The following is a 26,344-nucleotide window of genomic DNA, read 5'->3' as shown; positions in this document are numbered from 1 at the left end:
GTCATTCCGGGGCGGTCCGTCAGGACCGAACCCGGAATCTCGAGATTCCGGGTTCGATGCTTCGCATCGCCCCGGAATGACTGTGTGGGAAATGGGGCTCATGTCGTACTACGTGTACATTCTAGCAAGTCGACGAGACGGAGCAATCTATGTTGGGATCACCAACGATCTCGTGCGGCGGGTCTACGAACATCGAATGAAGGCCGTCCCAGGCTTCACGTCCAAATACAACATCACGCAGCTGGTTTGGTTCGAAATCTACGACGACCCGATCTCCGCGATATCACGCGAGAAGGAGCTCAAGAAGTGGAAGCGAGCCTGGAAGATGCAATTGATCGAAGCGAGCAATCCGCAGTGGAATGACTTGTACGAGTCGATCTGTACCTGAGGTGGTCATTCCGGGGCATCGCGCAGCGATGAACCCGGAATCTCGAGATTCCGGGTTCGATGCTTCGCATCGCCCCGGAATGACGAGGGGGAGAGATTACGCCGTCGCCGCCCTGAGCAGCCGTTCCGCGGCCGCCCTCGCCTCCGCGGTGATCTCGGCGCCGGCCAGCATGCGCGCGATCTCCTCGCGGCGGTGGTCGGCGGCGAGCGCGTTGACGCGGGTGGCGACCCGCTTGCCCTTGTCGAGCGCGTCCTTGGAGATCAGGAGATGCTGGCTGGCGCGGGCCGCGACCTGCGGCGCGTGCGTCACCGCCATCACCTGCACCTTGCCGGCAAGGCGCGCCAGCCGCGAGCCGATCGCATCGGCCACCGCGCCGCCGACGCCGGTGTCGATTTCGTCGAACACCAAGGTCGGCGCCGAGCCGCGATCGGCCAGCACGACCTTCAGTGCCAGCAGGAAGCGCGACAGTTCGCCGCCGGAGGCGACCTTCATCATCGGCCCCGGCTTGGTGCCCGGATTGGTCTGCACCCAGAACTCGACACGGTCGATGCCCTGCGGCCCCGGCGCGGCCGCGTTGCTGTCGACCTGGGTCATGAACTTCGCGCGCTCGAGCTTGAGCGGCGCAAGCTCGGCGTTGACGGCCTTGTTGAGCTTCTCGGCGGCCTTGGTGCGCGCCGCCGACAGTTTGGCGGCAGCCGCCGCATAGCGCTTGTCGGCTTCACCGGCGGCCGCTTCCAGCTTCTTCAGCTGGTCGGCGCCGGCATCGATCAGCGCGACGTCGCCGGCATATTGCGCCGCCAGCGCAGCCAGCAGATCGACCGGCGTCGAATATTTACGTGAGGCGGCGCGCAGCGCGAACAGCCGCTCCTCGATGCGCTCCAGCTCGGCCGGATCGAAATCGGTCGCCGCCAGCGCGGCGTTGAGATGCTGGTCGGCCTCTTCCAGCGCGTTGATCGCAATATCGATCGCCTTGACCGCGGGCTCGATCAGCGCAGGCGCATTGGCGGCGCGCCGCTCCAGCCGCCGTACCGCGGCCGACAGCGACACCACCGGCGAATGCGAGCCGCCGATCGCCTCCTGCGCCTCGCGCAGATCGGTTGCGATCTTCTCGCCCTGCATCATGGTGGTGCGCCGACCCGCGAGCTCGGTCTCCTCGCCTTCCTTCGGCGCCAGCGTCTTCAATTCCTGCGAGGCATGGCGCAGATAGTCCGCCTCGCGCGCGGCGCGCTCCATGCCGGCGCGATGCTCGTCGAGATCAGCATTGGCGGTCCGCCTGATGTCCCACAGCGCTTCCAGCGCCGCGACGTCCTTCTCGTGTCCGGCGAAGGCGTCGAGCAGCTGGCGATGGGTGGAGGCGTCGACCAGCGCGCGCTCGTCATGCTGGCCGTGGATCTCGACCAGCGCGGCACCGACCGCCTTCAGGGTCTGCACGCTGATCGCCTGATCGTTGATGAAGGCGCGGGTGCGGCCATCGGCGAGCTGCACGCGGCGCAGGATCATCTCACCGGTGTCGTCGAGGCCGTTCTCGGCCAGGATCCCGGCCGCCGGATGCCCCTTCGGGACGTCGAACATGGCGGTGACCTGCCCTTGTTCGGCGCCGTGGCGCACCAGTCCGGCATCGCCGCGGCCGCCGAGCGCCAGCGCAAAGGCATCGAGCAGGATGGATTTGCCTGCGCCGGTTTCGCCGGTCAGCACCGCGAGGCCACGGGAAAATTCGATATCGAGCCGTTCGATCAGGACGATGTCACGGATCGACAGACGCGCCAGCATGCGAGGACAATTCCTAGCCGAGACCTATCTTCTTGAAGGTCCTGCTGATCCAGGAACCCTGATTCTCGCTCGGCTCGAGACCGCCGGACTTTACTAGATTATATGCGTCCTTGTACCAGCGGCTGTCTGGAAAATTGTGGCCCAGCACCGCGGCCGCGGTCTGCGCCTCGCCGGCGATGCCGATCGCCATGTAGGCCTCGGTGAGGCGGTACAGCGCCTCCTCGACGTGGCGCGTGGTCTGGTACTGCGTGACCACGGTCTTGAAGCGGTTGATCGCGGCGGTGAAGTCGCGCTTGCCCATGTAATAGCGCCCGACCGCCATTTCCTTGCCGGCGAGCTGGTCTCGCGCAGCCTGGATCTTGGACTTGGCCTGGGTGGCGTATTCCGAGGTCGGATATTTGCGCACCACCTCTTCGAGCGCCGCGATCGCCTTCTCGGTACGGCTCTGGTCGCGCGAGATGTCCGGGATCTGGTCGAAATGCGAGGCCGCGATCAGGTACTGGGCGTAGGACGCGTCCGGGCTGCCGGGATGCAGCGTGACGTAGCGGGTGGCAGAGCCGATGCAGCTGTCGTAGTCGCCTGCCTGGTAGAACGAATAGGCCGACATCAAGAGCGACTTGCGCGCCCAGTCGGAATAGGGATGCTGACGGTCGACTTCCTCGAACTTCTTCGACGCGGCCTTCAGGTCCTTCTTCTCGTTCATCATGTACAAGCCCTCATTGTAGAGCTTGTCCGCGGGCTCATCGACGAAGGTGTCGTCCTTGGCCATGAACTTGTCCCACAGCGCGCCGGTGCCGCAGCCGCTGAGCGGCATGGCCAGCACAATCAGGCCCGCCGCAAAACGCAGCGTGCGCGCGGCCTTGGTCAGGCCGGAGACGTCAGAAGAATTGCGTGATTCGAGCGCCATACGCATTGCCGACATGAATTGTAAAACCTGACGCCTTTGATGCGGTTAACGGCGACCCCACTCCACCCATGAACCGCGGTCATGGATGCAATATTTCCAGTGCCTTGACTGCCGTTACTCGCAACCGCAGGCCTGCTTAGCCGAAAAATGACCGTGGACCAACCGAATACGGAGCCATTCCGCCGGGAATAAGGCGACCCGGCGAAGCTCACAGCCTGCTGTGGTTATTACGGAAATTGGGCCCGACCGGCTAGGCGATCAGGACTTGGGCGATCAGGACACGTCCGGGCCATAGGCCGGGGCGACGAGGCCGCCCACGGTGCCTGCACCGGCTTCGACATGGCCACGGGCCGGCCGCCGAGCCGTCTCCGATTCGACCACCCGCCAGGCGCTGCGGTCGGCGAGCAGCGCCTTCAGCAGCGCGTTGTTGAGCTTGTGGCCGCCCCGTACCGAACGGTAGCTGCCGAGCAGCGGCAGGCCGGCCAGCGCCAGATCGCCGATCACGTCGAGCACCTTGTGGCGGGCGCATTCGTCGGCGTAGCGCAGGCCCTCGGCGTTGAGCAGACGGGCCTCGTCGAACACCACGGTGTTGTCGAAGGACGCGCCGAGCGCGAAGCCTGCACCCCACAGCCGCGCCACGTCGCTCATGCAGCCGAACGTGCGGGCACGGGCAACCTCGCGGCGGAAACCTTCCGGCGACAGATCGAAGGTGAAGGTCTGGCGGCCAATCACCTGGTTGGTGAAATCGATCTCGACTTCGGTGCGGAACCCGCCGGCGAACGGACGCAACTCGCCAACCGATTCGCCGATCTTGACCTGCACCGGCTTCAAAACCTGGATGAAGCGGCGGACACCGGGCTGGGTCACAATCCCGGCCTGATCGATCGCCGCGACGAACGCTGCAGCGCTCCCGTCCATGATCGGAACTTCGGCGCCGTCGACTTCGATGGTGGCGTTGTCGACGCCCATGCCGCGCAGCGCCGCGAGCACGTGCTCGGCGGTCGAAACCAGCGGCCCTTCGCGGTCACCCAGCACCGTCGCGAACTCGGTCGCGATCACCGCATCGGCGGTGGCCACGACTTCGCGGTCGGAACCGTCGAGACCGGTGCGGACAAAAATAAAACCCGCATCAACAGGTGCAGGTCCCATGGTGAGACTGACAGGAAGACCGGAATGAACGCCTACGCCAGTCACGGTGGCTTGCGACCGAAGCGTTGTTTGACGGCTGAACTTCATTCGATAATGCCCACTACCCGACTTCACTCAATTCAAGTGGCCAAATTTCCCCAAGGCCGACTCGCTTGAGCTCCCCAAGTCACGGCAGACCATAGTCACGGCCCTAAACCGCGCCAACTCACGCTTCTTTACCGATTGTTACCCCATCTCCGCCGCATTCACGCCCAAGGTAAACCAAACTACGGCAGCGAAAGCGGTCCTCGGCGACGCGCCATCTGACCACCGAAAGAATAATTAATCATTTAAAATCAGTTGCTTGTTCATCCGGCGCGATCGCCTGCCCGCGACAAGGAAAAGGCCCCGGCGGTTCCCCGCCGAGGCCTTCTTCGTGGCCAAGATTGTAACAAACTTCAGTTTGCCTGCCGGCGCAGGAAGGCCGGGATATCAAGATGGTCGTCGCCCTGTGGCGCTGGGGCAACAGGTGCCTGGCGGCCATGAGCGTCCAGACCCTGCGGCGCAGGGCGCTTTGCATATTCGGATACCGGCGATTCGTTCGCCGAAATCTGCTGGGCGACGCTGCGGGCCGGCTTGCGCTCGGGCAGTGGCGGCATCGTCGGCATGGCCGGACCGGAAGAACGGGCCGCGATCGGCGGCTCGGTCTCCTCGTCGCGGCGGCCGAGGCCGACATTGGCCAACCGCTGCAGCAGCGACAGGCGGGTCTTCTGCGGGTGTTCCGGTTCGCCGTCACCGCTGGCCTGGCGGATTTCGGCCTGCGCCGGCATCGGCAGATCCTCGAACTTCGGCATCCGCGGAGCACGGACCGGCGACCGTTCCGCCGCCTGCGGGATGAAGGTTTCGGGCGGCATCGGCTCATGCTGCTCGGCCCGGGCGGCCTCGTGGTCCGGGAACAGCGAGGGCTTCTGGGCAATCGGCCGCACGGTGACGTCACCGTAGGAGGCCGGCTGCATCGGCGCCTGGGCAGCCGGCGCGCTGTCGGGAGCAACCGCTGCGGCGATCGCCGCGAGCGCGGCGCGCTCGACAGCCGGACGCTGCTGCGGAGCGGCGGGAGCCGCAATCGGGGCGACCGTCACGCCGGCCGGCGGTTCCAGCTTCTGGGCACGTTCGGCCATGCGCTGATTGTCGGCACGCAGGCGGGCGGTCAGATCGGCCAGCCGGCTCTCCGGCGAACCGCCCGACTGCTGCGCGGCGGGAGCCTGGGCGCGGGAGGCGATCGCCGCCTGCTCGATACCGGTTGCGACCACCGAGACGCGAATGACGCCGTCGAGCGATTCGTCGAAGGTGGCGCCGACGATGATGTTGGCGTCGGCGTCGACTTCTTCGCGGATGCGGGTGGCGGCTTCGTCGACCTCGAACAGGGTCAGGTCCTTGCCGCCCGTGATCGAGATCAAGAGGCCGCGGGCGCCCTTCATCGAGCTGTCGTCGATCAGCGGGTTGGCGATCGCGGCTTCCGCGGCGGTCAGCGCGCGCTTCTCGCCGGTGGCTTCGCCGGTGCCCATCATCGCCTTGCCCATTTCGCGCATCACGGCGCGGACGTCGGCGAAGTCGAGGTTGATCAGACCTTCCTTGACCATCAGGTCGGTGATGCAGGCGACGCCCGAGTACAGCACCTGGTCGGCCATCGCGAAGGCGTCGGCGAAGGTGGTCTTCTCGTTGGCGACCCGGAACAGGTTCTGGTTCGGAATGATCAGCAGCGTGTCGACCACCTTGTGCAGCTCGGCGATGCCGTGCTCGGCGGTGCGCATGCGGCGCTGACCTTCGAAGTGGAACGGCTTCGTCACCACGCCGACGGTGAGGATTCCCATCTCGCGAGCGGCCTTGGCGATCACGGGTGCAGCACCGGTGCCGGTGCCGCCGCCCATGCCGGCGGTGACGAACACCATGTTGGCGCCGGTGAGGTGATCGCGCAGCTCGTCCATGACCTCCTGCGCGGCCGCAGCGCCGACGTCGGGCTGCGAACCGGCGCCGAGGCCCTGGGTGACCTGGGTGCCCATCTGCACGATGCGCTGCGCCTTCGACATGGTCAGCGCCTGCGCGTCGGTGTTGGCGACGACGAAGTCGACGCCCTGCAACCCGGCGGTGATCATGTTGTTGACGGCATTACCACCCGCGCCGCCGACGCCGAAGACGGTGATCCGCGGTTTCAGCTCGCTGATGTCAGGGGGTGTCAGATTGAGTGCCATGGTTGCCTCTCTCGATTATGCGCGCGTTGGTTCGTCCCGGCCGCTGGCCGCCGGAGCTGGTGAAAATGCAGTGAGCCGGGGTGCGGTCATCAGAAGCCCTCGCGAAGCCATCGTCCGACCTTTCCGAAGTAACCGTCTGTCCCTGTCCTGAGCTGCCGCGTGCGCCGCGGTTCGACATGTTCAAGATGTGCGTATTGCGGATAGACCAGGAGGCCCGTCGGCACCGAGAACGAAGCGCCCTTCGCCTCGTTCGGCAGCCGGCCGAAGCCGAGCGGACGGCCGATGCGGACCTGACGGTTCAGGATGCGGGTGGCAAGCTCGACGGTGCCGGTGAGCTGCGAGGCGCCGCCGCTCAGCACGACGCGCGCCCTCGGCTCTGCCGCAAAGGGGGAATCCGCGAGCCGGTCACGGACCATTTCGAAAATCTCCTCGGCGCGATGCCGGACAATGTTCGCAATCGTGGCGCGGGACACGATTTGCGGTGTCTCCCGATCATCGCCTGCAGTGGGAACGGACATCAGCTCGCGCGAGTCCGAACCGCCGGTCAGCACCGTGCCGTATAAGGTCTTGATTCGCTCCGCATCCGCAATGCACGCGCCGATGCCGCGCGCAAGATCCATCGTGATGTGTTGTCCGCCGAGCGCAAATCCGGATGCGTGCACGAGACGTCCACCGGAGTATGTCGCGATCGTGGTCGATCCCGCGCCCATCTCGACGACGGCAGCGCCGAGATCGGCCTCGTCGTCGGTCAGCACCGAGAGGCCCGCGACATAGGGGCTCGACGCCATGGCTTCGACGTTGAGATGGCAGCGCTCGACCACCAGCATCAGGTTCTTGGCGACCGTCGCGTCCGACGTCACCACGTTCATGTCGACGCCGAACTGGCGCGCCACCATGCCTCTGGGATCGCGGATGCCCTTGACGCCGTCGAGCGCGTAGCCGACCGGCAGCGCGTGCAGCACGGTGCGGCCCGCGCCTGCGGCGTGGCGCATGCCGGCGGACGTGACGCGGCTGATATCGTCCGAGGTCACCGAGCCGCCGCGGATATCGGCCGCGGCCTCGACCAGCTGGCCATGCTGCCGGCCGCCGGAGACCGACAGCAGGACGGATTCGACGCGGACCTTGGCCATGCGCTCGGCCAGCGCCACCGCGTGGCGCACCGCCTTCTCGCATTCGGCGAGATCGACCACGGAGCCGGCCTTGACGCCGCGCGACTGGATCTGGCTGTAGCCGATCAACTCGACCGCATGGGTGCGTCCGCGCAGCGCCTCGTTCGGCGGCGACGGCCTCAGCCGCGCGATCATGCAGGCGATCTTGCTGGAGCCGACATCGAGCGAAGCCACCATCGCGGTGCGCTTCTGCATCGGGCGGGTTTTCGGGGTCAGGTTGCGATCGAGGCCGGTCATGCGGAATCACCGGCCTTCTTCTTGGACTTCTTGTCCTTGAACAGCTCGTCGCGCGCCTTGCCGGCGTCCTCTGACAATTGCACGATCAGCCGATCGGGCAGGCGCATGTCGACGGCGACAATGTCGCGCGAGAACAGCTTCTCGTCCTTGTCGAGCCTGGAGAGCGCAGCGAGCGCGTTGCCGACGTCATTCTCTGGCAGGCGAACGTCGAGACCGTCCTTGAGGCGCAGGTTCCAGCGCCGCTCGCCGACGAAGATCGCCGCCTTGGTCACCGAACGGACCTGCGGATAACGGTCGAGCAGCGCCAGGAAGTCGTGGGCCCTGACGTCGGCGCCCTTGCCGACCACCAGCGGCAGATTGAGGAAGCGGCGCGAGACGTAGGGCTCGAGCACCGCGCCGTCGGAGGCGATCACCGACAGGCGGCCGTTCTGCTGCCACAGCGCGAAGGCGGTGCGCTCGACGATGTCGATCTGCAGCCGGCCCGGATAGAGCTTCAGGATCGTGGCATCCGCGATCCAGGGATTGGCCTTCAGCTTGGCGCGCACGGTGTCGGCGTCGAGGAACAGCAGCGAGGAGCGGCCATTGACGCCGCCGATCGCGAGCACCTCGTCCTGGCTCAGCTGCTTGCGGCCGTTGATACCGACGGTGGTGATGCGGAAGCCGGCGGTGTTGGCGAGCGCGTTGCGGGCATCGCTGAGCGCGGTGGTGAATTCCTCGACATGACCACCCTTGACGATGCCAAGGCCCAGGCTGCCGAACAGGATCGCGAGCGTCGCGACCAGCCCGATGCGGCGCGGCAGATAGCGTTCGACCATCAGGATGTAGCGGTTCGGCGGCTCGCGATCGATGATGACTTGCGGCCGCTTGGCGGGACGCCGCCTGCGGCGCGCGAGATGGGTGCCGACATACTCGCGCAGCAGCACCGCCGCTCCAATAGCGGCTGCTCTCAGGTCAGCTTGAGGCCCCAGCGATCGCAGCGATCGGGTGAGGCGTCCTGCACCATCCATTGCACGAGCTCGTCACATGTTGCGCCCGCAAACCCCGCGGGTCCCGGCACAAATCACGTCTCGGCTAGACCGGTGGGATTAGAGTGGCCCCCTGTTCCCTGGTTGCGATCCTCGAAGCGGTAATCCGCGACAGCTCACGCCCCGGCAGCCAAGCGCTACATGCGCCGCCAGCGTTAACCTTCGGGCTTCCTGGTAAACAAAGGGTAAATGACTTCGGCCTGGAGCGTGTTTTGACCAACGCTGTGAGTACTTTGCCGCGAACTCGTTAGCATTATAGCAACAGCGCCCGGGTTCCATCCGGCCGACCAGGGCGGGTTCCCCCCGGCCGGGCATTAACTTCGGACGCGGCGGCGGGCCAACTCGATCTGGTCGGTGAGGAAGTCGGCAAAGGCGATACCCTGTGCTTTCAAGGCCTTAGGGTACAGTGATGCCGCGGTGAGCCCCGGCAGAGTGTTGGTCTCGAGATAGACCGGGCCATTGGCCGAGACGATGAAATCGCTGCGCGAGTAGCCGGTGCAGGACAGCGCGCGGTGCGCCCGCAGCGCATGGTCCATGATCGCGGCGCTGACCTCGGGCGCGAAGCGGCCGGGACAGATCTCCTGGGTCGACTTCAAAAGGTATTTGGCTGTGTAGTCGAAGGTTCCTTCCCCCGGCACGATCTCGATCGGCGGCAGCGCGAACACGGAGCCGTCGGACTGCTCGAGCACGCCGCAGGTCGCCTCCACGCCCGACACGAACGGCTCGATCAGATATTCTTCATGCTTCGCGGCATTGCGGACCGCGACGAGATCCTGCTTCGCGTTGACGAAGATCAGCCCGTAGCTCGATCCGTCCTTGGCGGGTTTTGCAATCAGCTTGCCGTGTTTCGCAAAGGCGTCATCGATCTGTTCGACATTGATGCCCTGCGGCGCGTTAAGGCCTGCGATCGCGGCGAAGCGCTTTGCCGACGGCTTGTCGAACGCCAGATGCGACGACGCCGAGCCGGAGCCGGTGAACGCGACATTGCGCATCTCGCACATCGCCTGCAATTCGCCATTCTCGGCGCGGCCGCCGTGCAGGCCGAACACCAGCACGCGCTGCTCGGCGCCCGCCTTGTCGAGCGCCTGGTCGAGTGCGATGCCGCGACCGTCGGGTTTGAAGTCGACCTCGAACGGACGCGTGTGGCCGAGCAGTTTTTCCGACGTCACCGCGTGCACGGTGTCGTCGACGTCCCAGAACCAGAGGTCCGCGTCGGGCAGCGCGCGGTGCAGCGCCTGCGTGCTCGCCACCGAGACCAGCCGCTCCTTGTTGGTGCCGCCGAACAGAATGGTCACCTGCATCTTCTTTGCCTGTCTTCGCTGCTTCCGTCATTCCGGGATGGTCCGAAGCGAGATTCCGGGTTCGATGCTGCGCATCGCCCCGGAATGACGACTACGGTGAATTTCCGATCCGCTTGATTTCCCAGTGTAGCTCAATTCCACTGCTTTGCTTGACCCGTTCGCGCACCGTCTCGCCGAGCGTCTCGATGTCGTGCCCGGTGGCATTGCCGGTGTTGATCAGGAAATTGCAGTGCATCTCCGACACCTGTGCGCCGCCGACCTTGAGGCCGCGACAGCCGGCGGCATCGATCAGCTTCCAGGCGCTGTTGCCGGGCGGATTCTTGAAGGTTGAGCCGCCGGTCTTCTCGCGGATCGGCTGCGCGGTCTCGCGATGGCCCTGCACCTCGTTCATGCGGGCGCGGATCGCCACAGCATCGGTGATCGTGCCGCGGAAGCGCGCCGAGGTGAAGACGATGGACGGATCGACGCCGCTGTTGCGATAGACGAACTTCATGTCGGCATTGCCGAACGTATGCTTCACGCCGTCGCGGCCGATGCCGGTGGCCTCGATCAGCACGTCCTTGGTCTCGCCGCCATTGGCGCCGGCATTCATGCGCAGCGCGCCGCCGACGGTGCCGGGAATGCCGAAGAAGAATTCCATGCCTCCGATGTCAGCCGCCGCAGCCGTCTCGGCGACGCGCTTGTCGAGCGCCGCAGCGCCGGCGGTGACGACATCGCCGGCCGCGCTGGTCTCGCCGAACGCGCGCGGCGCGAGCCGGATCACGACGCCAGGCATGCCGCCATCGCGCACGATCAGATTGGAGCCGACGCCGACGACGTAGACCGGCAATTCCTGCGGCAGGCGCTTCAGGAAATAGGCGAGGTCATCTTCATCTGCCGGCGTGAACAGCACCTGCGCCGGGCCGCCGACGCGAAACCAGGTCAGCTCCGCCAGCGACTGGTTCGCCAGCAGCCGCCCGCGCAGCTCCGGCATCGCGGCTTTCAGATCGGGCGTGATGTCGGGAAAGGTCATGGGTGACCTCTCCATCCGTCATGGCCGGGCTTGTCCCGGCCATCCACGTCTTGCAGTATCTCCACATGGCAGGGGGATACGTCTATTTTCTGACCAACCGTCCGAACGGCGTGCTCTACGTCGGGGTAACGAGCGATCTTGTCCGCCGGATATTCGAGCACCGTTCCGGCTTCGTCGATGGCTTCACCAAGCGATACGGACTGAAGCGACTCGTCTACTTTGAGCACTTTGACGACATCCGTACAGCCATCCAGCGCGAACACACCATCAAGCATTGGCCGCGCGCTTGGAAGATCCGCAAGATCATCGCGGCGAACCCGAACTGGGACGACCTGTACGACACGATAGTGCAGTGAAGACGTGGATGGCCGGGACAAGCCCGGCCATGACGTGGATGGATACGAGGCCATCATCACCCCAACGCCTTCAATTCGCCGGGCAGTGCGTAGGCCCATTGCGTGATGTTGCCGGCGCCGAGGCAGACGACGAGGTCACCGGGCTTGGCGAGGCCGTGCACGATCTTCGCGAGCTCGCCCGCGTTCGGCAGCGGCACCACATTGCGATGGCCGTGGGCGCGCAGGCCGGCGGTGAAATGGTCGCGGTCGACGCCAGCGATCGGCGCCTCGCCGGCCGGATAGACCTCGGCGACCACGACCGCATCGGCATCGTTGAAGCAGGTGCAGAATTCCTCGAACAGCGATTGCAGGCGGGTGTAGCGATGCGGCTGCACCACGGCGACGATCTTGCCGTTGACGGATTCCCGCGCCGCCTTCAGCACGGCTGCGATCTCGACCGGATGATGACCGTAATCGTCGATCACGGTGATGCCGTTGGTCTCGCCGGTCTTGGTGAAGCGCCGCTTGACGCCGCCGAAGCCGGCCATGGCCTGGCGGATGACGTCGTCGGACACGCCGAGCTCGTGCGCGACCGCGATCGCGGCCGTCGCATTCGATGCGTTGTGGCGCCCCGGCATCGGCAGCATGATATCGGCGATCTCATGGACCGCGCCGGACTTGCGATCGCGGATCGCGACCGAGAATTTTGAGCCGCCACCCATCGGCGTCAGCTCCTTGAGCTGCGCATCAGCCTGCGGGTTCTGGCCGTAGGTGATGATGCGGCGGTCTTCGATCTTGCCGACGAGAGTTTGCACCACGGGGTGATCGGTGCACATCACGGCAAAGCCGTAGAACGGGACGTTCTCGACGAAATTGCGGAACGCGTCCTGGATCGCCTCGAAGGTCTTGAAGTGGTCGAGATGCTCGGGGTCGATATTGGTGACGATGACGACATCGGACGGCAGCTTCAGGAAGGTGCCGTCGCTCTCGTCGGCCTCGACCACCATCCAGTCGCCGGCCCCGAGCCGTGCGTTGGAGCCATAGGCGTTGATGATGCCGCCATTGATCACGGTTGGATCGAGCCCACCGGCATCGAGCAGGGTCGCCACCATCGTGGTCGTGGTGGTCTTGCCATGGGTGCCGGCGATCGCGACGCAGCTCTTCAGCCGCATCAGTTCCGCCAGCATCTCGGCGCGCCGCACCACCGGAATGCGTCGCGCGCGGGCCGCCATCAGTTCGGGATTGTCGCGCTTGATCGCAGTCGAGACCACGACGACATCGGCGCCGTCGACATTCTCGGCGGCGTGGCCGACCGAGACCTTGGCGCCCTTCTTGCGCAAGCGGTCGAGGTTGTAATTGTCCGAAGCATCGGAACCCTGCACGGTGTAGCCGAGATTGATCAGTACCTCGGCGATGCCGCTCATGCCGATGCCGCCGATCCCGACGAAGTGAATGGGTCCGATCTCGCGCGGCAGTCTCATGATGCTAACACCTTCATCGTCTCCGGACTCACCCCGGCAATTCTCCGACTTATGAAAGACTGATATGGCCGGGACAAGCCCGGCCATGGCGTCCCACGGCCGAAATTCCTCGAAAGCGGCCTAAATTCCGGCCACTTTCGCAACCAGATCGGCCAGCCGCTCGGCGGCATCGAGCCGGCCGACGCCGCGCGCCGACGCCGCCATCGTGGTCAGTTTCACGGGCTCGGTGGCGAAGGCCGAAATCTCGGCGGCCAGCCGCTCGGGCGTGAAGTCGCCCTGCGCGATGCGCAGCGCGCCGCTCGCCTGCGACAGCACGCCGGCATTGGCAAACTGGTCCTGATCGATCGCGCCCGGCAGCGGCACCAGGATTGAGGGCCGGCCGATCGCGGCGAGCTCGGCGACCGTGCCGGCGCCCGAGCGCGAGATCACGAGCTGGCTCGAGGCGAGGCGCGCCGGCAGGTCGGCGAAGAACGGCGCGAGCTCGGCGTTAATCTCGAGCCGGTCGTAGACCGCGCGCACCCGATCCATGTCCTCTTCGCGCACCTGCTGGGTGACGATCAGACGGCTCCACAGCGCGGGCGCGAGCTGCTCGATCGCGGGCGGCACGATATCGCTCATCACCCGCGCGCCCTGGCTGCCGCCGACGACGAGCAGGCGCAGCGGACCGTTCGCCTCGGGCGGCGTGTACTTCACTGCCGCAGCCGCAAGGATCGCCGGCCGCATCGGCGTGCCGACCGTGGTGGCCTTGCCGGCCAGCGCGGGATCGCGATCGAGCACGCCGGGCAGCGAGGTCGCGATCGCGCTGACGCGGGCAGAGAGGAAACGATTGGCGCGGCCGAGCACCGCATTGGCGTCATGGATGATGCCGGGAACGCCGAGCAGCCGCGCCGCCATCAGCGGCGGCAAGGTCGGGTAGCCGCCGAAGCCGACCACGGCCGCGGGCTTCAGCCGGCGCACCAGCTTGGCGGCGACCAGCGTGCCGTAGCCGAGCATCAGCGCGGTGCGCGCCAGCGAGATCGGGTTGCGGCTGCGCACGGTTGCGCTCGGCACGAGGTCGATGCTCTCCCTGCCGAACAGGCCGGAATAGCGCAGCGCGCGGCCGTCGGTGGCGAGCCGGACGCGCAGGCCACGCCTGATCAATTCCACGGCGAGCGCTTCGGCCGGGAACAGATGGCCGCCGGTGCCACCGGCCGCCAGCAGAATCAGGGGCGCGTTGTCCATAGCCGCCTTTTACATCGTCATTGCGAGCGAAGCGAAGCAATCCATCGCCCCGCAGAACGGCGGGATGGATTGCTTCCGCCTTCGCCGAGGCTTCGGCGGACAAGTCGTCGCTTCGCTCCTCGCAATGACAACAAGGGTTCACCTACGCGTAGGCGCGCTGAGCGCTGGCGCCTTCCATCGATTCGATCTCGGTGCGCGGCCGCTGCCGCGTCAGCGCCAGCATCATGCCGACGCCATAGGCAAGCGACACGAACGAGGAGCCGCCATAGGAGATGAACGGCAGCGTCATGCCCTTGGCCGGGATCAGTTGCAGATTGACCGCCATGTTGATGGTCGCCTGCACGCCGAACAGGATCGCAAGCCCCGACGCCGCGAAGCGCGAGAACATGTCCTCGGTGGCATAGGCACGGGTTAGCGTCCGGATCACGATGAAACCGAACAGCGCGACCAGCATCAGGCAGAGGATGATGCCGAACTCCTCCGCCGCGACCGCGAACACGAAGTCGGTGTGGCTGTCCGGCAGGCTGCGCTTGGCGATGCCCTCGCCCGGCCCCAGGCCGAACCAGCCGCCGTTCCAGAACGCCTCCATCGCGGTGTCGACCTGGAAGGTGTCGCCGGAGGCGGGATTCATGAAGCGCTTGATGCGGCCGGCGACGTGCGGCACCAGCAGATAGGCGCCGAACAGGCCCGCGCCCGCCGCGCCGGCGAGCCCGAACACCCAGATCATCCGCATGCCCGCGATGAAGAACAGCGCGCCCCACACCGTGAGGATCAGCATGGTCTGACCGAAGTCGGGCTCCATCACCAGCAGCGTGACCAGCGTCAGCAACAGCACCAGCGCCATCGAGGTCGCCGGCATCTCCGGCCGCTTGGTCGATTCCGCAAATAGCCAGGCAGCGACGATGACGAAAGAGGGTTTTGCAGCTTCGGAGGCCTGGATGTTGACACCGAGCAGCGTGATCCAGCGCCGCGAGCCCTTGACCTCGGGGCCGAGCAGCAGCGTCAGCACGATCAGCGCGATCGAGACCGCGAACACGATCAGCGCGGTGCGCCGGATCTGCCGCGGCGTCATGAACGAGACGCCGATCAGCACCATCAGCGACGGCACCAGGAACATGACGTGGCGGTTGAAGAAGTGGAACGGATCGAGCCCGATCCGGGTCGCCACCGGCGGGCTCGCCGCCAGCGACAGGATGACGCCGGCCAGCATCAACGCGGCGATCGCCACAAGCAGCAGCTTGTCGACGGTCCACCACCAGTCCGAGAACGGGGTGCGTTGGTCACGGGCGAGCATGGGCGTCCCCAGATGGCAGAGATAACGTCCATTCGTGGCGCAGGATGGTTTCCAAGGGGTTAACGGGATGGGTAACTTTTGAGGGAGGTGAATGAGCCCCCATCCCGACGTCGTCCTGGCGAAAGCCAGGACGACGATGAGGATGGTTCTCGCGATACGACGCACCGTCACTGCGTACTTCATCTCGGTGTCATCGCCCGGCACCGAACGGCGGATTACGCTGTGCCAATCCGCCCTACGTGTCGTCACACCACCGGCTTCACGCCCGGCAGCGCCTGCACGATGTCGCGGAAGGCGGCGCCGCGGATTTCGAAATTGCGGTACTGGTCGAACGAGGCGCAGGCCGGCGACAGCAGCACGACGGCTTCCGCGAGCCCCGATGCCTCGGCATCGCGCGCGGCGCTGGCGATCGCGACGTCGAGCGTGCCCGACATGTCGTGCGGGACGCGCTCGCCGAGCGTGCCGGAGAATTCGGCCGCCGCCTCGCCGATCAGATAGGCCTTGCGGATGCGCGGGAAATATTCGGTCAGGCTGGTGATGCCGCCGGCCTTCGGCTTGCCGCCGGCGATCCAGTAGATGTCGGCGAACGAGGACAGCGCATGCGCGGCCGCATCCGCGTTGGTGCCCTTGGAGTCGTTGACGAACAGCACGTTGCCGCAGCGGCCGACCTGCTCCATGCGATGCGCGAGACCCGGGAAGCTGCGCAGGCCGTTCTGCAAGACGTCGGTCGCGATCCCCATCGCCAGCGCGCAGGCCGAGGCGCAGGCGGCGTTCTGCGCATTGTGCAGGCCGCGCAGCGAGCCGATGCCGCCTAGCCGCGCGATCTCGCCGCGCGCCGCGCCAGATGCGCGCACGATGGTCTCGTGCTCGACATAGAGGCCGTCGGGCAGCGGGTTCTTCACCGAGATGCGCACCACGCGCTTGCCGGCGCGATCGAGCCGGTCGGCGATGTTGCGGCACCAGATGTCGTCGACGCCTGTTATCGCGGTGCCGCCGGCCTGCACGCCGGCGACCAGCCGCTCCTTCACCGCGGCGTAATGCTCGAGTGTGCCGTGGCGGTCGATGTGATCCTCGCTGATGTTGATCAGGATACCGACCGACGGATCGAGCGACGGTGCGAGGTCGATCTGGTAGGACGACATCTCGATCACATGGACACGACCCATGCGCGGCGGCTCCAGCGACAGGATCGCGGTGCCGATATTGCCGCCCATCTGGGTATCGTAGCCGGCGACCTTCATCAGATGCGCGATCAGCGCCGTGGTGGTCGATTTGCCGTTGGTGCCGGTGATGGCGACGAACGGCGCGTTCGGCGCGTGACGGCGCCGCTCGCGGCAGAACAGTTCGACGTCGCCGATCACTTCGCAGCCGGCCTCGCGTGCCTTCAGCACGCTCCAGTGCGGCGCCGGATGGGTCAGCGGCGCGCCCGGGGTCAGGATCAATGCGGCGAAATTCGCCCACGACACGGTGCGCAGATCGGCGGTGGTGAAGCCGGCCTGCGCCGCCCTGGCGACGTTGTCGGCATTGTCGTCGGCGGCGATCACCTCGGCGCCACCGGCCTTCAGCGCCTGGCAGCTCGCGAGCCCGGAGCCGCCGAGCCCGAACACCGCGACCGTCTTGCCGGAGAAGGAGGTGACCGGGATCATGTCTATCTCCCTGTCATTCCGGAAACCGCGCAGCGGTTATCCGGAATCTCGAGATTCCGGGTTCTCGCTGCGCGAGCCCCGGAATGACAGTCAATGGGATGCGAAGCCATCAGCGCAGCTTCAGCGTCGACAGGCCGGCGAGCGCCAGCATCACCGAGATGATCCAGAATCGGATCACGATCTGCGGCTCGGTCCAGCCCTTCTGCTCGAAATGATGGTGCAGCGGCGCCATCCGGAACACGCGCTTGCCGGTGAGCTTGAACGAGGTGACCTGGACGATGACCGAGACCGCCTCCAGCACGAACAGGCCGCCGATCACGGCGAGCACGATCTCGTGCTTCACCGCAACCGCCGTCGCGCCAAGCATGCCGCCGAGCGCCAGCGAGCCGGTGTCGCCCATGAAGATCGAGGCCGGCGGCGCGTTGAACCAGAGGAAGCCGAGGCCTGCGCCGAGCACCGCGCCGCACAGCACCGCCAGTTCGCCGGTGCCGGCGACGTAATTGATCTGCAAATAATCCGAGAACACCGCGTTGCCGGTCAGGTACGAGATCATGCCGAAGCTTGCGGCGGCAATCATCACGGGCACGATGGCAAGACCGTCGAGGCCGTCGGTGAGATTCACCGCATTGCCGGCGCCGACCATCACGAAGGCGCCGAAGATCACGAAGAACCAGCCGAAATTGATCACGAGGTCCTTGAAGAACGGAATCACGAGCGAGGTCGACGACACGTCGCGCCCGAGCCGGACCAGCGCGTAGGTGGCGGCGAGCCCGATCGCCGCCTCGATCAGCAGCCGCAACTTGCCGGCGAAGCCGCTGTGCGACTGCTTTGTGACCTTCAAATAATCGTCATAGAAGCCGACGAAGCCGAAGCCGAGCGTCACCGCCAGCACGATCCAGACATAGGGATTGAGCGGATTGGCCCAGAGCAGCGTCGACACCACGAGCCCGGACAGGATCATCAACCCGCCCATGGTGGGCGTGCCCTTCTTGGAGATCAGATGCGACTGCGGACCATCGGTGCGGATCGGCTGGCCCTTGCCCTGCCGCAGCCGCAGATGATCGATGATCCAGGGCCCGAACAGGAACACGAACAGCGCGCCGGTCACCATCGCGCCGCCGGTGCGGAAGGTGATGTAGCGGAACACGTTCAAAGCGCTGCGGAACGCCCCAAACCCCGGAACGGTGTTGGACAGTTCGATCAACCAGTAGAACATTCGAGGAGTCCTATACCGCTTCTTCGTGCGCGGCCTTGTCGGGGAAGCGTTTTTCCAGCGCGCTGACAATGAGCTTCATCTTCGATCCCAGCGAGCCCTTCACCATGATCACGTCACCGGCACGGACCGCGGCGACCGCCTGCGCTTCGAGCGCCGCCGAGCTCTCGGCATAGCCTCCCCGCTTGCCGGTGGAAAGGGCATCCCACAGATTCCGCATCAGCGGACCACAACAATATACGAGGTCGATGCGGTTGGCGGTCACGGCCTCGTTGAGGCCGCGGTGCAGTTCGGGCCCGGTCGGCCCGAGCTCGAGCATGTCGCCGAGCACGGCGATGCGGCGGCCGTGCGGCCCGGTCTGGGCCTGGCCGAGCACGTTGAGCGCGGCCCCCATCGAGGCCGGGTTGGCGTTGTAGCTCTCGTCGATCAGCATCGCCTCGCCATGGCCGACCTCGAGGGTGCGGCGGAAGCCGCGGCCGGTCGGCGCCTCGAGCTGCGACAGCGACAGCGCCGCGCGCGCGATATCGGCGCCGAGCAGCGAAGCACCGGCGAGCACCGCGAGCGAGTTCATCGCCATGTGCCGGCCGGGCATGCCGATCTTGTAGGTGATGTCATGATCCAGAATATCCGCATGCACCGCCGAGCAGGTCGCGTGCAGCGACAGGTCGAGCAGCCGCGCCTCGGCGCGCTTGTCGGCGCCGAACGAGACGATGCGCGAGACGCCGGCCTGCTTGGCCTGCTTTTGCAGCCGCGCGAATTGCCCGTTGTCGCGGTTGAGCACGACCGCGCCATCGGGCTCGAGCCCTGCGAAGATCTCCGCCTTGGCGTCGGCGATCGCCTCGATGCCGGCGAAGAATTCCAGATGCACTGGCTCGATCGTGGTGATGATTGCGACGTGCGGGCGCACCATCTTCACCAGCGGCGTGATCTCGCCGGCATGGTTCATGCCGATCTCGAACACCGCAAAGCGCGTGCTGGCCGGGCAGCGCGCCAGCGACAGCGGCACGCCCCAGTGATTGTTGAACGACGCCACCGACGCATGGGTCTCGCCCTGGGCCGACAGCACGCGGCGCAGCGCCTCTTTCGTCGAGGTCTTGCCGACCGAGCCGGTCACCGCGATGATCTGCGCGTTGAGCCGCGCGCGCGAGGCATGCGCGAGCTCGACGAGGCCGGCGAGCACGTCGTCGACCACCAGCAGCGGCGCATCAGTGGGAAACTTTGCCCGTTGCGCGGTCTCGACCACCGCGAGCCCGGCACCGGCCTTCAGTGCCGCCTCGACGAAGGCATGGCCGTCATGGACGTCGCCCTTGATCGCGAAATACGCCTCGCCGGGCGCGATGCTGCGGCTGTCGATCGAGAGACCGGTGACGCCGCCCGGCAGCGTGCCTTGCGTGGCGGCGCGCATCGCCGTCGCCATCGCATCCGAGGTCCACAACATCGTGCTCATGCGCCCTCCGCAGCCAGTGCACTGGCGACCGCTTCATGATCGCTGAACGGCAGCGTCGTGTTGCCGACGATCTGCCCGACCTCGTGGCCCTTGCCGGCGACGACCAGCGCATCGCCCGGCGCGAGGCCGGCAATGCCGGCGCGGATCGCCGCGGCGCGGTCGCCGATCTCGCGCGCGCCCTTCGCCGTCGCCATGATCGCGGCGCGGATCGCCTCCGGCTTCTCGCTGCGCGGATTGTCGTCGGTGACGATGACCTGATCGGCATTCTCTGCCGCGATCGCGCCCATGATCGGACGCTTGCCGGCGTCGCGGTCGCCGCCCGCGCCGAAGATCACGACCAGCTTGCGCCTGGCATAGGGCCGCAGCGCCTGCAGCGCCTTGGCAAGTGCGTCGGGCTTGTGGGCGTAGTCGACGAAGATCGGCGCGCCATTGTGCTCGCCGACGAATTCCAGCCGGCCCTTGGCGCCTTCGAGATGTTCGAGGCAGCCGAACACGTCATCGGCGGCGCTGCCGGTGCCGATCGCAAGCCCGGCCGCGACCAGCGCGTTCTCGATCTGGAATTCGCCAACCAGCGGCAGCCGAATCGCGTGCTTGCGCCCGCGGTGCTCGATCAGGAGCCGCTGGGCAAAGCCTTCGATGGCGGCATCGAGGAGCTTGATGCCATCGCCTGCATCGGCGTTGCGCCCGACCGCGATGATGCGCAGGCCGCGCGAGCGCGCCGCATCGATCACCTCGCCCGAACAGTCATGATCGGCCGAGATCACCGCGGCGCCGTCTGGTGCGACCAGATCGCGGAACAACCGGAGCTTTGCATTGAGGTAATGCGCGACATCGGGATGATAATCCATGTGGTCGCGCGACAGATTGGTGAAGCCGCCGGCGGCGATGCGCACGCCGTCGAGACGATACTGGTCGAGGCCGTGCGAGGACGCCTCGAACGCCAGATGGGTGACGCCGTCGCTTGCGATCTCGTCGAGCTGGCGATGCAGCGCGATCGGATCCGGCGTGGTCAGCGAGCCGTAGACCGTGCGCTTGTCCGACACGAGGCCGATCGTGCCGATGCTGGCGGAGGAATGTCCGAGCCGCTGCCAGATCTGGCGCGTGAACGCTGCGACCGAGGTCTTGCCGCTGGTGCCCGTCACCGCCGCGATCGTCGCCGGCTGGCGGGAAAAGATTTTGGCCGCGGCGAGCGCCAGCGCGCGGCGCGGATTCGGCGTGATGACGAAGGCGGCGCGCGCGTGACCTTGCGGCAGATGGTCGCTGGCGACCGCGACCGCGCCGGCGGCAATCGCCGCATCGACGAAGCGTGCGCCGTCGGTCCTGCTGCCGGCCAGCGCGAAGAACAGGTCGCCCGGCTTCACCGCGCGGCTGTCGACCGCAAGCCCTCCGACAATGAGCGAGGAGGCACTCGGATCGATCGTGGCATCATCGCTGAAGAGGTCGCGAAGTCTCATGATCTTCCAGTCTGGCCGGCGCCGTTCTGGCGCCGCGTGAGTATACGCCTTACTGGGTTGTTCTGGATGCCGCAAGAATAAGGCGGTCGGACGGCGGCAGGTCGAATCGCGGTTCAACGCCCAAAAGCGGCGCAATTCGGGCGATCACATTGCCGCCGGTCGGCACCGCATTCCAGCCCGAGGTGATGAAACCGTAGGTCTCCTTCAGGGGCTGCGGCTCGTCGAGCATGATCAGGAGCTGGTATTTCGGATTGTCGGCGGGCAGGATCGCGGTGAAGGCGTTGAGCACGCGCTTCTTGGCGTAGCGGCCGTTGATCACCTTCTCCGCGGTGCCGGTCTTGCCGCCGATATAGTAGCCCTTGACGTCGGCCTTCTTCGCGGTGCCGATCTCGGCATTGAGCCGCATCAGATAGCGCATCTTGTCCGAGGTCTCGGGCTTGATGACGCGCTTGGCGAGCGCCATCGCCTCCTGCTCGGTGCGCTTCAGGAAGGTCGGCGGAATCAGGTAGCCGCCGTTGACCAGCGCGTCGATACCCATCACCGCCTGCAGCGGCGCCACCGCGATGCCGTGACCGAACGAGATGGTGACGGTGTTCAGTTCGCCCCACTTCTTCGGCACGATCGGCGACGCGCTCTCCGGCAATTCGGTGCGCAGCCGCTCGAGCTGGCCCATCTTGCGCAGGAACGCCTTGTGCGCGTCGACGCCCATCGCCAGCGCAATGCGCCCGGCGCCGATGTTGGAGGAATAGTAGAACACCTCCTTCATGTTGATCATGCGGCCCATGTTGTGATCGTCATGGATCGCAAACTTGCCGTAGTGCAGCGGGCCACGCGCATCCCACATCGAGTTGAGGTCGAACCGGCCGCTATCCAGCGCCATCGCCAGCGTGAACGCCTTGAAGGTCGAGCCCATCTCGTAGACGCCGGTGGTCAGGCGGTTGATGCGATCGGGATCGTGCGCCTCCTTCGGATTGTTCGGATCGAAATCCGGCAGCGACACCATCGCCACGATCTCGCCGGTGCGCACGTTGGAGACCAGCCCGGAGGCGGCCTTGGCCTTGAACTTCTCTTTCGCCTTGAGCAGTTCGTCGCGCAGCGCGTGCTCGACGCGCAGGTCGACCGACAACTCCACCGGCTTCTGCAGCCGGTCGGTGGCGAAACCCGCGCGATGCAGATCGGCCAGCCCGTTGCTGTCCAGCCACTTCTCCATGCCGGCGATGCCCTGGTTGTCGATGTTGACGAGGCCGATCAGGTGGGCGACCTCGTTGCCGGTCGGATAGACGCGCTTGTTCTCGCGCAGGAAGCCGACGCCGGGAAGGCCGAGGCGATGGATGTCGTTCTGCTGCTTCGGCGTGATCTCGCGCTTCAGCCAGACGAAGCCCTTGCGCGACGACAGGCGGTCGCGCACCTCGCTGGTGTCGAGATCGGGCAAGGCTCCGGTCAAGAGCTCGATCGCCTCGTCCTTGTCGATCAGCCGGCGCGGCTCGGCGAACAGGCTCGGCGCCTTGACGTCGGTGGCGAGGATTTCGCCGTTGCGGTCGGTGATGTCGGGCCGCGCGGTCGCGATGGCGTCCTGCGAGGCGGTGCGGCGCGCGCCGTGGCTGTCGGCGCCGACGGCGAACAGCACCAGCCTCCCCGCCAGCACGCAATAGACCGCGGCGAAAGCGAGGATGGCAAGACCAACGCGCGCGCGCGCCTTGGCGGCGCGGTCGACATTGCTGCCATACAGCAGCGTGCGGATCAGCCGCTGGTTCCATGGCTCGGCAGGTTTCACGGCCGGTGTGTTGGCGGGTGCCGGATCGGTCATGGCTGGTCCCGTCATTGCTGGTCTCCCCCGCCTTGCCCGGAGTCGTCGGGCGCAGGCTGGTCGGCGGCCGGCTGGTCGGTCGCCGCCTTGTCGATCGATCCGGTGGTGCTGTCGGGCGCCGCGGCGGCCTCGATGGTATCGATCATCGCGCCGATCGGATCGCGCGAACCGGGCCGCGTGAAGCTCGGCGGCCGTTCCGGCAGGTTCTTCAGGGAATCGTACTGGTTGGCGTTGACCGGCTTCAGCGGCAGATGGCGTTCGGCGAGGCCCTGCAGCCGGAGCGGCGCATCGAGCTTGGCCCATTCGGCGCGCAACGCGGCGATCGCATTGCGCTGCTCGCGGATCTCGGCATTGAGCTGCAGCACGCGTTCGACGCGCGCGGTTGATTCCATCTTGATGCGGTAGACATAGGACGCCGCGAAGATCAGCATGCCGATGACGAGGAGATGGAGAAGGCGCATCCTCACCCTCCCCGCTTCAGGTCGGACAGACGCGGCCATGACGGTAGGTCGTCGTCGGCGTGCACCGGCGCCGCGGTGCGTTCGGCGGCACGCAGCTTGGCCGATCGCGCGCGCGGATTGGCTGCAAGCTCGGCCTCATCAGGCGTCACCGGACGCTTGGTCAGGATCTGAAAGCTCGGCGCCGCTTGCGCCATTTCGGGCAAATGCCGCGAGCCGGCGGAGACCTTGCCGCGCAGGCTGAGGAAATTCTTGACGATGCGGTCTTCCAGCGAATGGAACGAAACCACGACGAGCCGGCCGCCCGGCTTCAGCACGCGCTCGGCCGCTGCGAGCGCCTCGTGCAGTTCATCGAGCTCTTCATTGACGAAGATGCGCAGCGCCTGAAAGGTCCGCGTCGCCGGATGGATCTCGTTCGGCTTGGCGCGCACGACCTTCGCGACGATATCGGCAAGCGCGTCGGTCGTCGTGATCGGCGCGTCCTTGCGCGCGGCGACGATGGCGCGGGCGACGCCGCGCGAATGGCGCTCCTCGCCGAAGATATAGATGATGTCGGCGAGCTGTTTCTCGGAAGCCGACGCGACCACATCGGCCGCGGTCGGGCCGCTCTGGGCCATCCGCATGTCGAGCGGACCGCCGAGGCGGAACGAGAAGCCGCGTTCGGACTGGTCGAGCTGCATCGAGGAGACGCCGACATCCATCACGACGCCGTCGACTTTATCCACCCCCTGCGATGCGCAGACCTCGGCAAGATTGGAGAAGCGGTCCTCGACCAGCGTCAGCCGACCGCCCGCGCCGTCGACCAGATCGAAGCCGCCGGTTATCGCGGTGCGGTCGCGGTCGATGCCGATCACGCGGGTGTCGGCGACATCGAGGATCGCCCGGCTGTAGCCGCCGGCACCAAAGGTGGCGTCGACATAGACGCCGCCGGCGCGCGGCGCGAGATACGCGACCGCCTCGCGGCCCAGCACCGAAATGTGACGCGGCGCACGCTCGCTCATGCGCCACTCCCGGGCGGAGCCGCGTAACTGGCATGCAAGCTGGGTGCGCGCCGACTCATTGCGCCTCGAATCCTCGCGCCCAGAGCCTTCTTCGTTCCGATTGGATCGGAACGGGGCTCTGGATTCCTGTCTTGACGCGTTTTCTTCACGCGAACCGGTATCCACTTCGCTCGAAAACGCGTGAAAAAGCCGCTGCGTGACGCCAGCGCCAACTCCCGTTCTCGGCCGCAAATCCTGATATCCGACCGGAATTGGGAGGGTTTCCATGGGATTTCGCGCAAACAGCGGGGCTCAGCGTCCTTTGGCCGTCCCCCGAAACCGGTTCGGCACTTCACCTCTCAGTAACGGCACTTAACGTTAAGAAAACGTTGATGATCGGTTAGCGGAATCGCGCGGCTTTGATCCGCATTCGAGTGATACCCTCGCGACCCGCTCCGGGCACAATGGCGCAGCACATCATGCGGATCGTGGAACCGGCAGGGGTCGATTGCGCGGCCCGCACGGTAAAGGAATAGTAAACGCCTATTTGTTTATCCATGTGTCAAAATGCTTTCTCCTGGTTCGGGTTTGAGTGATTCGTATGGCTTCAAGTTCGTCTTCGTCCGGCAACGCTGATTCGAAGCGTCAGCGCGCCCTCCCTGTTCCAAAGGGGGTGGCGGACGCGAAGACGTTCACGCCGGATTCCTCGATCGCCTCCGACGTGATCCCGTCGGCGAACTTCGGCGATCGCGCCAATGGCCGGCAACCCGACATGATCGTGCTGCACTACACCGGCATGCCCGACGTCGAGGGTGCGATCACCCAGCTCTGCACGGCCGGCACCGAGGTCTCGGCGCACTACATCGTGCTCGAGGACGGCCGCATCGTGCAGTGCGTGCCGGAGAGCAAGCGCGCCTGGCACGCGGGCGTGTCCGCGTGGGCCGGCGATGACGACATCAACTCCTGCTCGATCGGCGTCGAGATCGTCAATCGCGGTCACGATTGGGGCTATCCGGATTTTCCGCTGCGCCAGATCGCGGCTGTCATAGCGCTGTGCCGCGGCATCATGCTTCGCCGCAAGGTGGTTCCGCATCGCGTGCTCGGCCATTCCGACGTGGCGCCGGCGCGCAAGAAGGATCCCGGCGAGAAATTCCCGTGGCACTCGCTGGCCAATTCCGGCGTCGGGCACTGGGTGCAGCCGGCGCCGATCGTGCGCGGCGACGCGCTGCAGCTCGGTGCGATCAGCGACAGCGTCTCCAACATGCAGGCCGCGTTCCGGCGCTACGGCTACAACATCCCGAACAACGGCAAGTTCGACGGCCCGACCATGGAGGTCGTCACCGCCTTCCAGCGCCACTTCCGCCCGGAGCGCATCGACGGGATCGCCGACCGTTCCACCATGGCCACACTGCACGCGCTGCTCGAGAGCCTGCCGCCGGATGCGGCGACGGTGGTCGCGTCGAGCTAGGCTCGCCTCCGTCCGTCGTCGCGAGGAGCGGTGCATTTACCGGCCAAGTGTGCATGTACGTTGGAACTTTTCGGCATGAGCGGTCTTTGTAGGTGGGGCGGTCCGAGTGGAGATTCGTCCATGTTCAAAGCACTGATCGCAGGAGCCGCCGCCGTCGGCCTCATTGTCGCTCCGGCAGCCGCTGGCGCTATGTCGACCCAAAGCAAGACCATGTCGTCGACCCATCACAAGACCCAGAAGGTCCATCACGCGCAGAAGAAGATGGCACCCGGCACCACGACCGGCATGTCGAAGGGGACGACGACCGGGCAATCGAGCACCGGCGCCAAGGCAAAGACAGGGTACTGAGCACGC

22 protein-coding genes and 1 pseudogene are annotated in these 26,344 nt (G+C 66.1%); 4 read left to right on the top strand and 19 right to left on the bottom strand.

The window, feature by feature from the left end:
- Positions 1–100 precede the first annotated feature (100 nt).
- The gene (locus tag J2R78_RS27530; RefSeq protein WP_253607560.1) at positions 101–388 is read left to right on the top strand and encodes a GIY-YIG nuclease family protein; all 288 of its coding nucleotides are present in this window, start codon (positions 101–103) and stop codon (positions 386–388) included.
- A gap of 96 nt (positions 389–484) precedes the next feature.
- Here the strand turns inward: J2R78_RS27530 and recN are convergent, their stop codons facing one another.
- The 9 genes and pseudogenes from recN to murB all read right to left on the bottom strand — a co-directional run bounded on the left by recN (position 485) and on the right by murB (position 11,186).
- Positions 485–2,158: a DNA repair protein RecN gene (gene recN / locus J2R78_RS27525; protein WP_168858440.1), complete on the bottom strand. Its 1,674-nt coding sequence runs from the start codon at positions 2,156–2,158 to the stop codon at positions 485–487.
- 13 nt (positions 2,159–2,171) lie between these two features.
- Positions 2,172–3,080 carry an outer membrane protein assembly factor BamD gene (locus J2R78_RS27520; RefSeq protein ID WP_028332540.1) on the bottom strand — a complete coding sequence of 303 codons (909 nt, stop codon included), beginning with the start codon at positions 3,078–3,080 and terminating at the stop codon, positions 2,172–2,174.
- Between the two features lie 258 nt (positions 3,081–3,338).
- Positions 3,339–4,301: a UDP-3-O-acyl-N-acetylglucosamine deacetylase gene (gene lpxC / locus J2R78_RS27515; protein ID WP_253607559.1), complete on the bottom strand. Its 963-nt coding sequence runs from the start codon at positions 4,299–4,301 to the stop codon at positions 3,339–3,341.
- A gap of 350 nt (positions 4,302–4,651) precedes the next feature.
- Positions 4,652–6,442 (bottom strand): cell division protein FtsZ, encoded by a 1,791-nt coding sequence (gene ftsZ / locus J2R78_RS27510; protein ID WP_253607557.1) that lies wholly within the window; start codon positions 6,440–6,442, stop codon positions 4,652–4,654.
- 89 nt (positions 6,443–6,531) lie between these two features.
- The gene (gene ftsA, locus J2R78_RS27505) at positions 6,532–7,848 is read right to left on the bottom strand and encodes a cell division protein FtsA (protein ID WP_028332543.1); all 1,317 of its coding nucleotides are present in this window, start codon (positions 7,846–7,848) and stop codon (positions 6,532–6,534) included.
- Positions 7,845–8,855: a cell division protein FtsQ/DivIB gene (locus J2R78_RS27500; RefSeq protein ID WP_253607556.1), complete on the bottom strand. Its 1,011-nt coding sequence runs from the start codon at positions 8,853–8,855 to the stop codon at positions 7,845–7,847. Before J2R78_RS27500 ends, ftsA begins: the two co-directional genes overlap by 4 nt.
- Positions 8,795–9,119 (bottom strand): annotated as a pseudogene (locus J2R78_RS27495) (D-alanine--D-alanine ligase); the annotation flags it as partial. The pseudogene J2R78_RS27495 and the gene J2R78_RS27500, both read right to left, overlap by 61 nt.
- A gap of 68 nt (positions 9,120–9,187) precedes the next feature.
- Positions 9,188–10,174 carry a D-alanine--D-alanine ligase gene (locus J2R78_RS27490; RefSeq protein ID WP_092088695.1) on the bottom strand — a complete coding sequence of 329 codons (987 nt, stop codon included), beginning with the start codon at positions 10,172–10,174 and terminating at the stop codon, positions 9,188–9,190.
- Between the two features lie 91 nt (positions 10,175–10,265).
- Positions 10,266–11,186: a UDP-N-acetylmuramate dehydrogenase gene (gene murB, locus J2R78_RS27485; protein ID WP_253607555.1), complete on the bottom strand. Its 921-nt coding sequence runs from the start codon at positions 11,184–11,186 to the stop codon at positions 10,266–10,268.
- 20 nt (positions 11,187–11,206) lie between these two features.
- On the opposite strand from murB, the gene J2R78_RS27480 reads away from it, so the two are divergent.
- Positions 11,207–11,542 (top strand): GIY-YIG nuclease family protein, encoded by a 336-nt coding sequence (locus tag J2R78_RS27480; RefSeq protein ID WP_253609924.1) that lies wholly within the window; start codon positions 11,207–11,209, stop codon positions 11,540–11,542.
- Between the two features lie 56 nt (positions 11,543–11,598).
- On the opposite strand, the gene murC is transcribed toward J2R78_RS27480, so the two are convergent.
- The 10 genes from murC to rsmH form a co-directional block, all read right to left on the bottom strand.
- On the bottom strand, positions 11,599–13,002 hold the full coding sequence (murC, locus tag J2R78_RS27475) for a UDP-N-acetylmuramate--L-alanine ligase (RefSeq protein WP_253607554.1): 1,404 nt from the start codon (positions 13,000–13,002) through the stop codon (positions 11,599–11,601).
- Positions 13,003–13,122: 120 nt separating this feature from the next.
- The gene (gene murG, locus J2R78_RS27470; protein ID WP_253607553.1) at positions 13,123–14,223 is read right to left on the bottom strand and encodes an undecaprenyldiphospho-muramoylpentapeptide beta-N-acetylglucosaminyltransferase; all 1,101 of its coding nucleotides are present in this window, start codon (positions 14,221–14,223) and stop codon (positions 13,123–13,125) included.
- Positions 14,224–14,365: 142 nt separating this feature from the next.
- Positions 14,366–15,517, bottom strand: a complete 1,152-nt coding sequence (gene ftsW / locus J2R78_RS27465) for a putative lipid II flippase FtsW (RefSeq protein ID WP_057014997.1) — start codon at positions 15,515–15,517, stop codon at positions 14,366–14,368.
- A 245-nt stretch (positions 15,518–15,762) separates the two neighbouring features.
- The gene (gene murD / locus J2R78_RS27460) at positions 15,763–17,163 is read right to left on the bottom strand and encodes a UDP-N-acetylmuramoyl-L-alanine--D-glutamate ligase (protein WP_253607552.1); all 1,401 of its coding nucleotides are present in this window, start codon (positions 17,161–17,163) and stop codon (positions 15,763–15,765) included.
- Positions 17,164–17,272: 109 nt separating this feature from the next.
- Complete coding sequence (gene mraY, locus J2R78_RS27455; protein WP_016846578.1) at positions 17,273–18,379, bottom strand: phospho-N-acetylmuramoyl-pentapeptide-transferase; 1,107 nt, start codon at positions 18,377–18,379, stop codon at positions 17,273–17,275.
- A gap of 10 nt (positions 18,380–18,389) precedes the next feature.
- Entirely contained in the window at positions 18,390–19,823 is a 1,434-nt protein-coding gene (locus J2R78_RS27450) for a UDP-N-acetylmuramoylalanyl-D-glutamyl-2,6-diaminopimelate--D-alanyl-D-alanine ligase (protein ID WP_253607550.1), read from the bottom strand.
- Positions 19,820–21,277, bottom strand: a complete 1,458-nt coding sequence (locus tag J2R78_RS27445; RefSeq protein WP_253607549.1) for a UDP-N-acetylmuramoyl-L-alanyl-D-glutamate--2,6-diaminopimelate ligase — start codon at positions 21,275–21,277, stop codon at positions 19,820–19,822. Before J2R78_RS27445 ends, J2R78_RS27450 begins: the two co-directional genes overlap by 4 nt.
- Positions 21,278–21,326: 49 nt before the next feature.
- Positions 21,327–23,084, bottom strand: a complete 1,758-nt coding sequence (locus J2R78_RS27440; RefSeq protein WP_253609923.1) for a penicillin-binding protein 2 — start codon at positions 23,082–23,084, stop codon at positions 21,327–21,329.
- Positions 23,085–23,095: 11 nt separating this feature from the next.
- Positions 23,096–23,545: a hypothetical protein gene (locus J2R78_RS27435; RefSeq protein WP_035632058.1), complete on the bottom strand. Its 450-nt coding sequence runs from the start codon at positions 23,543–23,545 to the stop codon at positions 23,096–23,098.
- A gap of 2 nt (positions 23,546–23,547) precedes the next feature.
- Positions 23,548–24,543, bottom strand: a complete 996-nt coding sequence (gene rsmH / locus J2R78_RS27430) for a 16S rRNA (cytosine(1402)-N(4))-methyltransferase RsmH (protein WP_253607548.1) — start codon at positions 24,541–24,543, stop codon at positions 23,548–23,550.
- Between the two features lie 580 nt (positions 24,544–25,123).
- Between rsmH and J2R78_RS27425 the strand changes: the two genes are divergently transcribed.
- Together J2R78_RS27425 and J2R78_RS27420 are read left to right on the top strand one after the other, a co-directional pair.
- Entirely contained in the window at positions 25,124–25,990 is an 867-nt protein-coding gene (locus J2R78_RS27425; RefSeq protein WP_176937093.1) for an N-acetylmuramoyl-L-alanine amidase, read from the top strand.
- 120 nt (positions 25,991–26,110) lie between these two features.
- On the top strand, positions 26,111–26,338 hold the full coding sequence (locus J2R78_RS27420; protein ID WP_016840052.1) for a hypothetical protein: 228 nt from the start codon (positions 26,111–26,113) through the stop codon (positions 26,336–26,338).
- The last annotated feature ends 6 nt before the right edge of the window (positions 26,339–26,344 follow it).

The organism is Bradyrhizobium sp. USDA 4538, assembly GCF_024171045.1.
Taxonomy (GTDB): Bacteria; Pseudomonadota; Alphaproteobacteria; order Rhizobiales; family Xanthobacteraceae; genus Bradyrhizobium; species Bradyrhizobium australafricanum.
The sequence above is the reverse complement of the archived record's forward strand: the minus strand, read 5'-3'. Positions and strand labels throughout refer to the sequence as shown.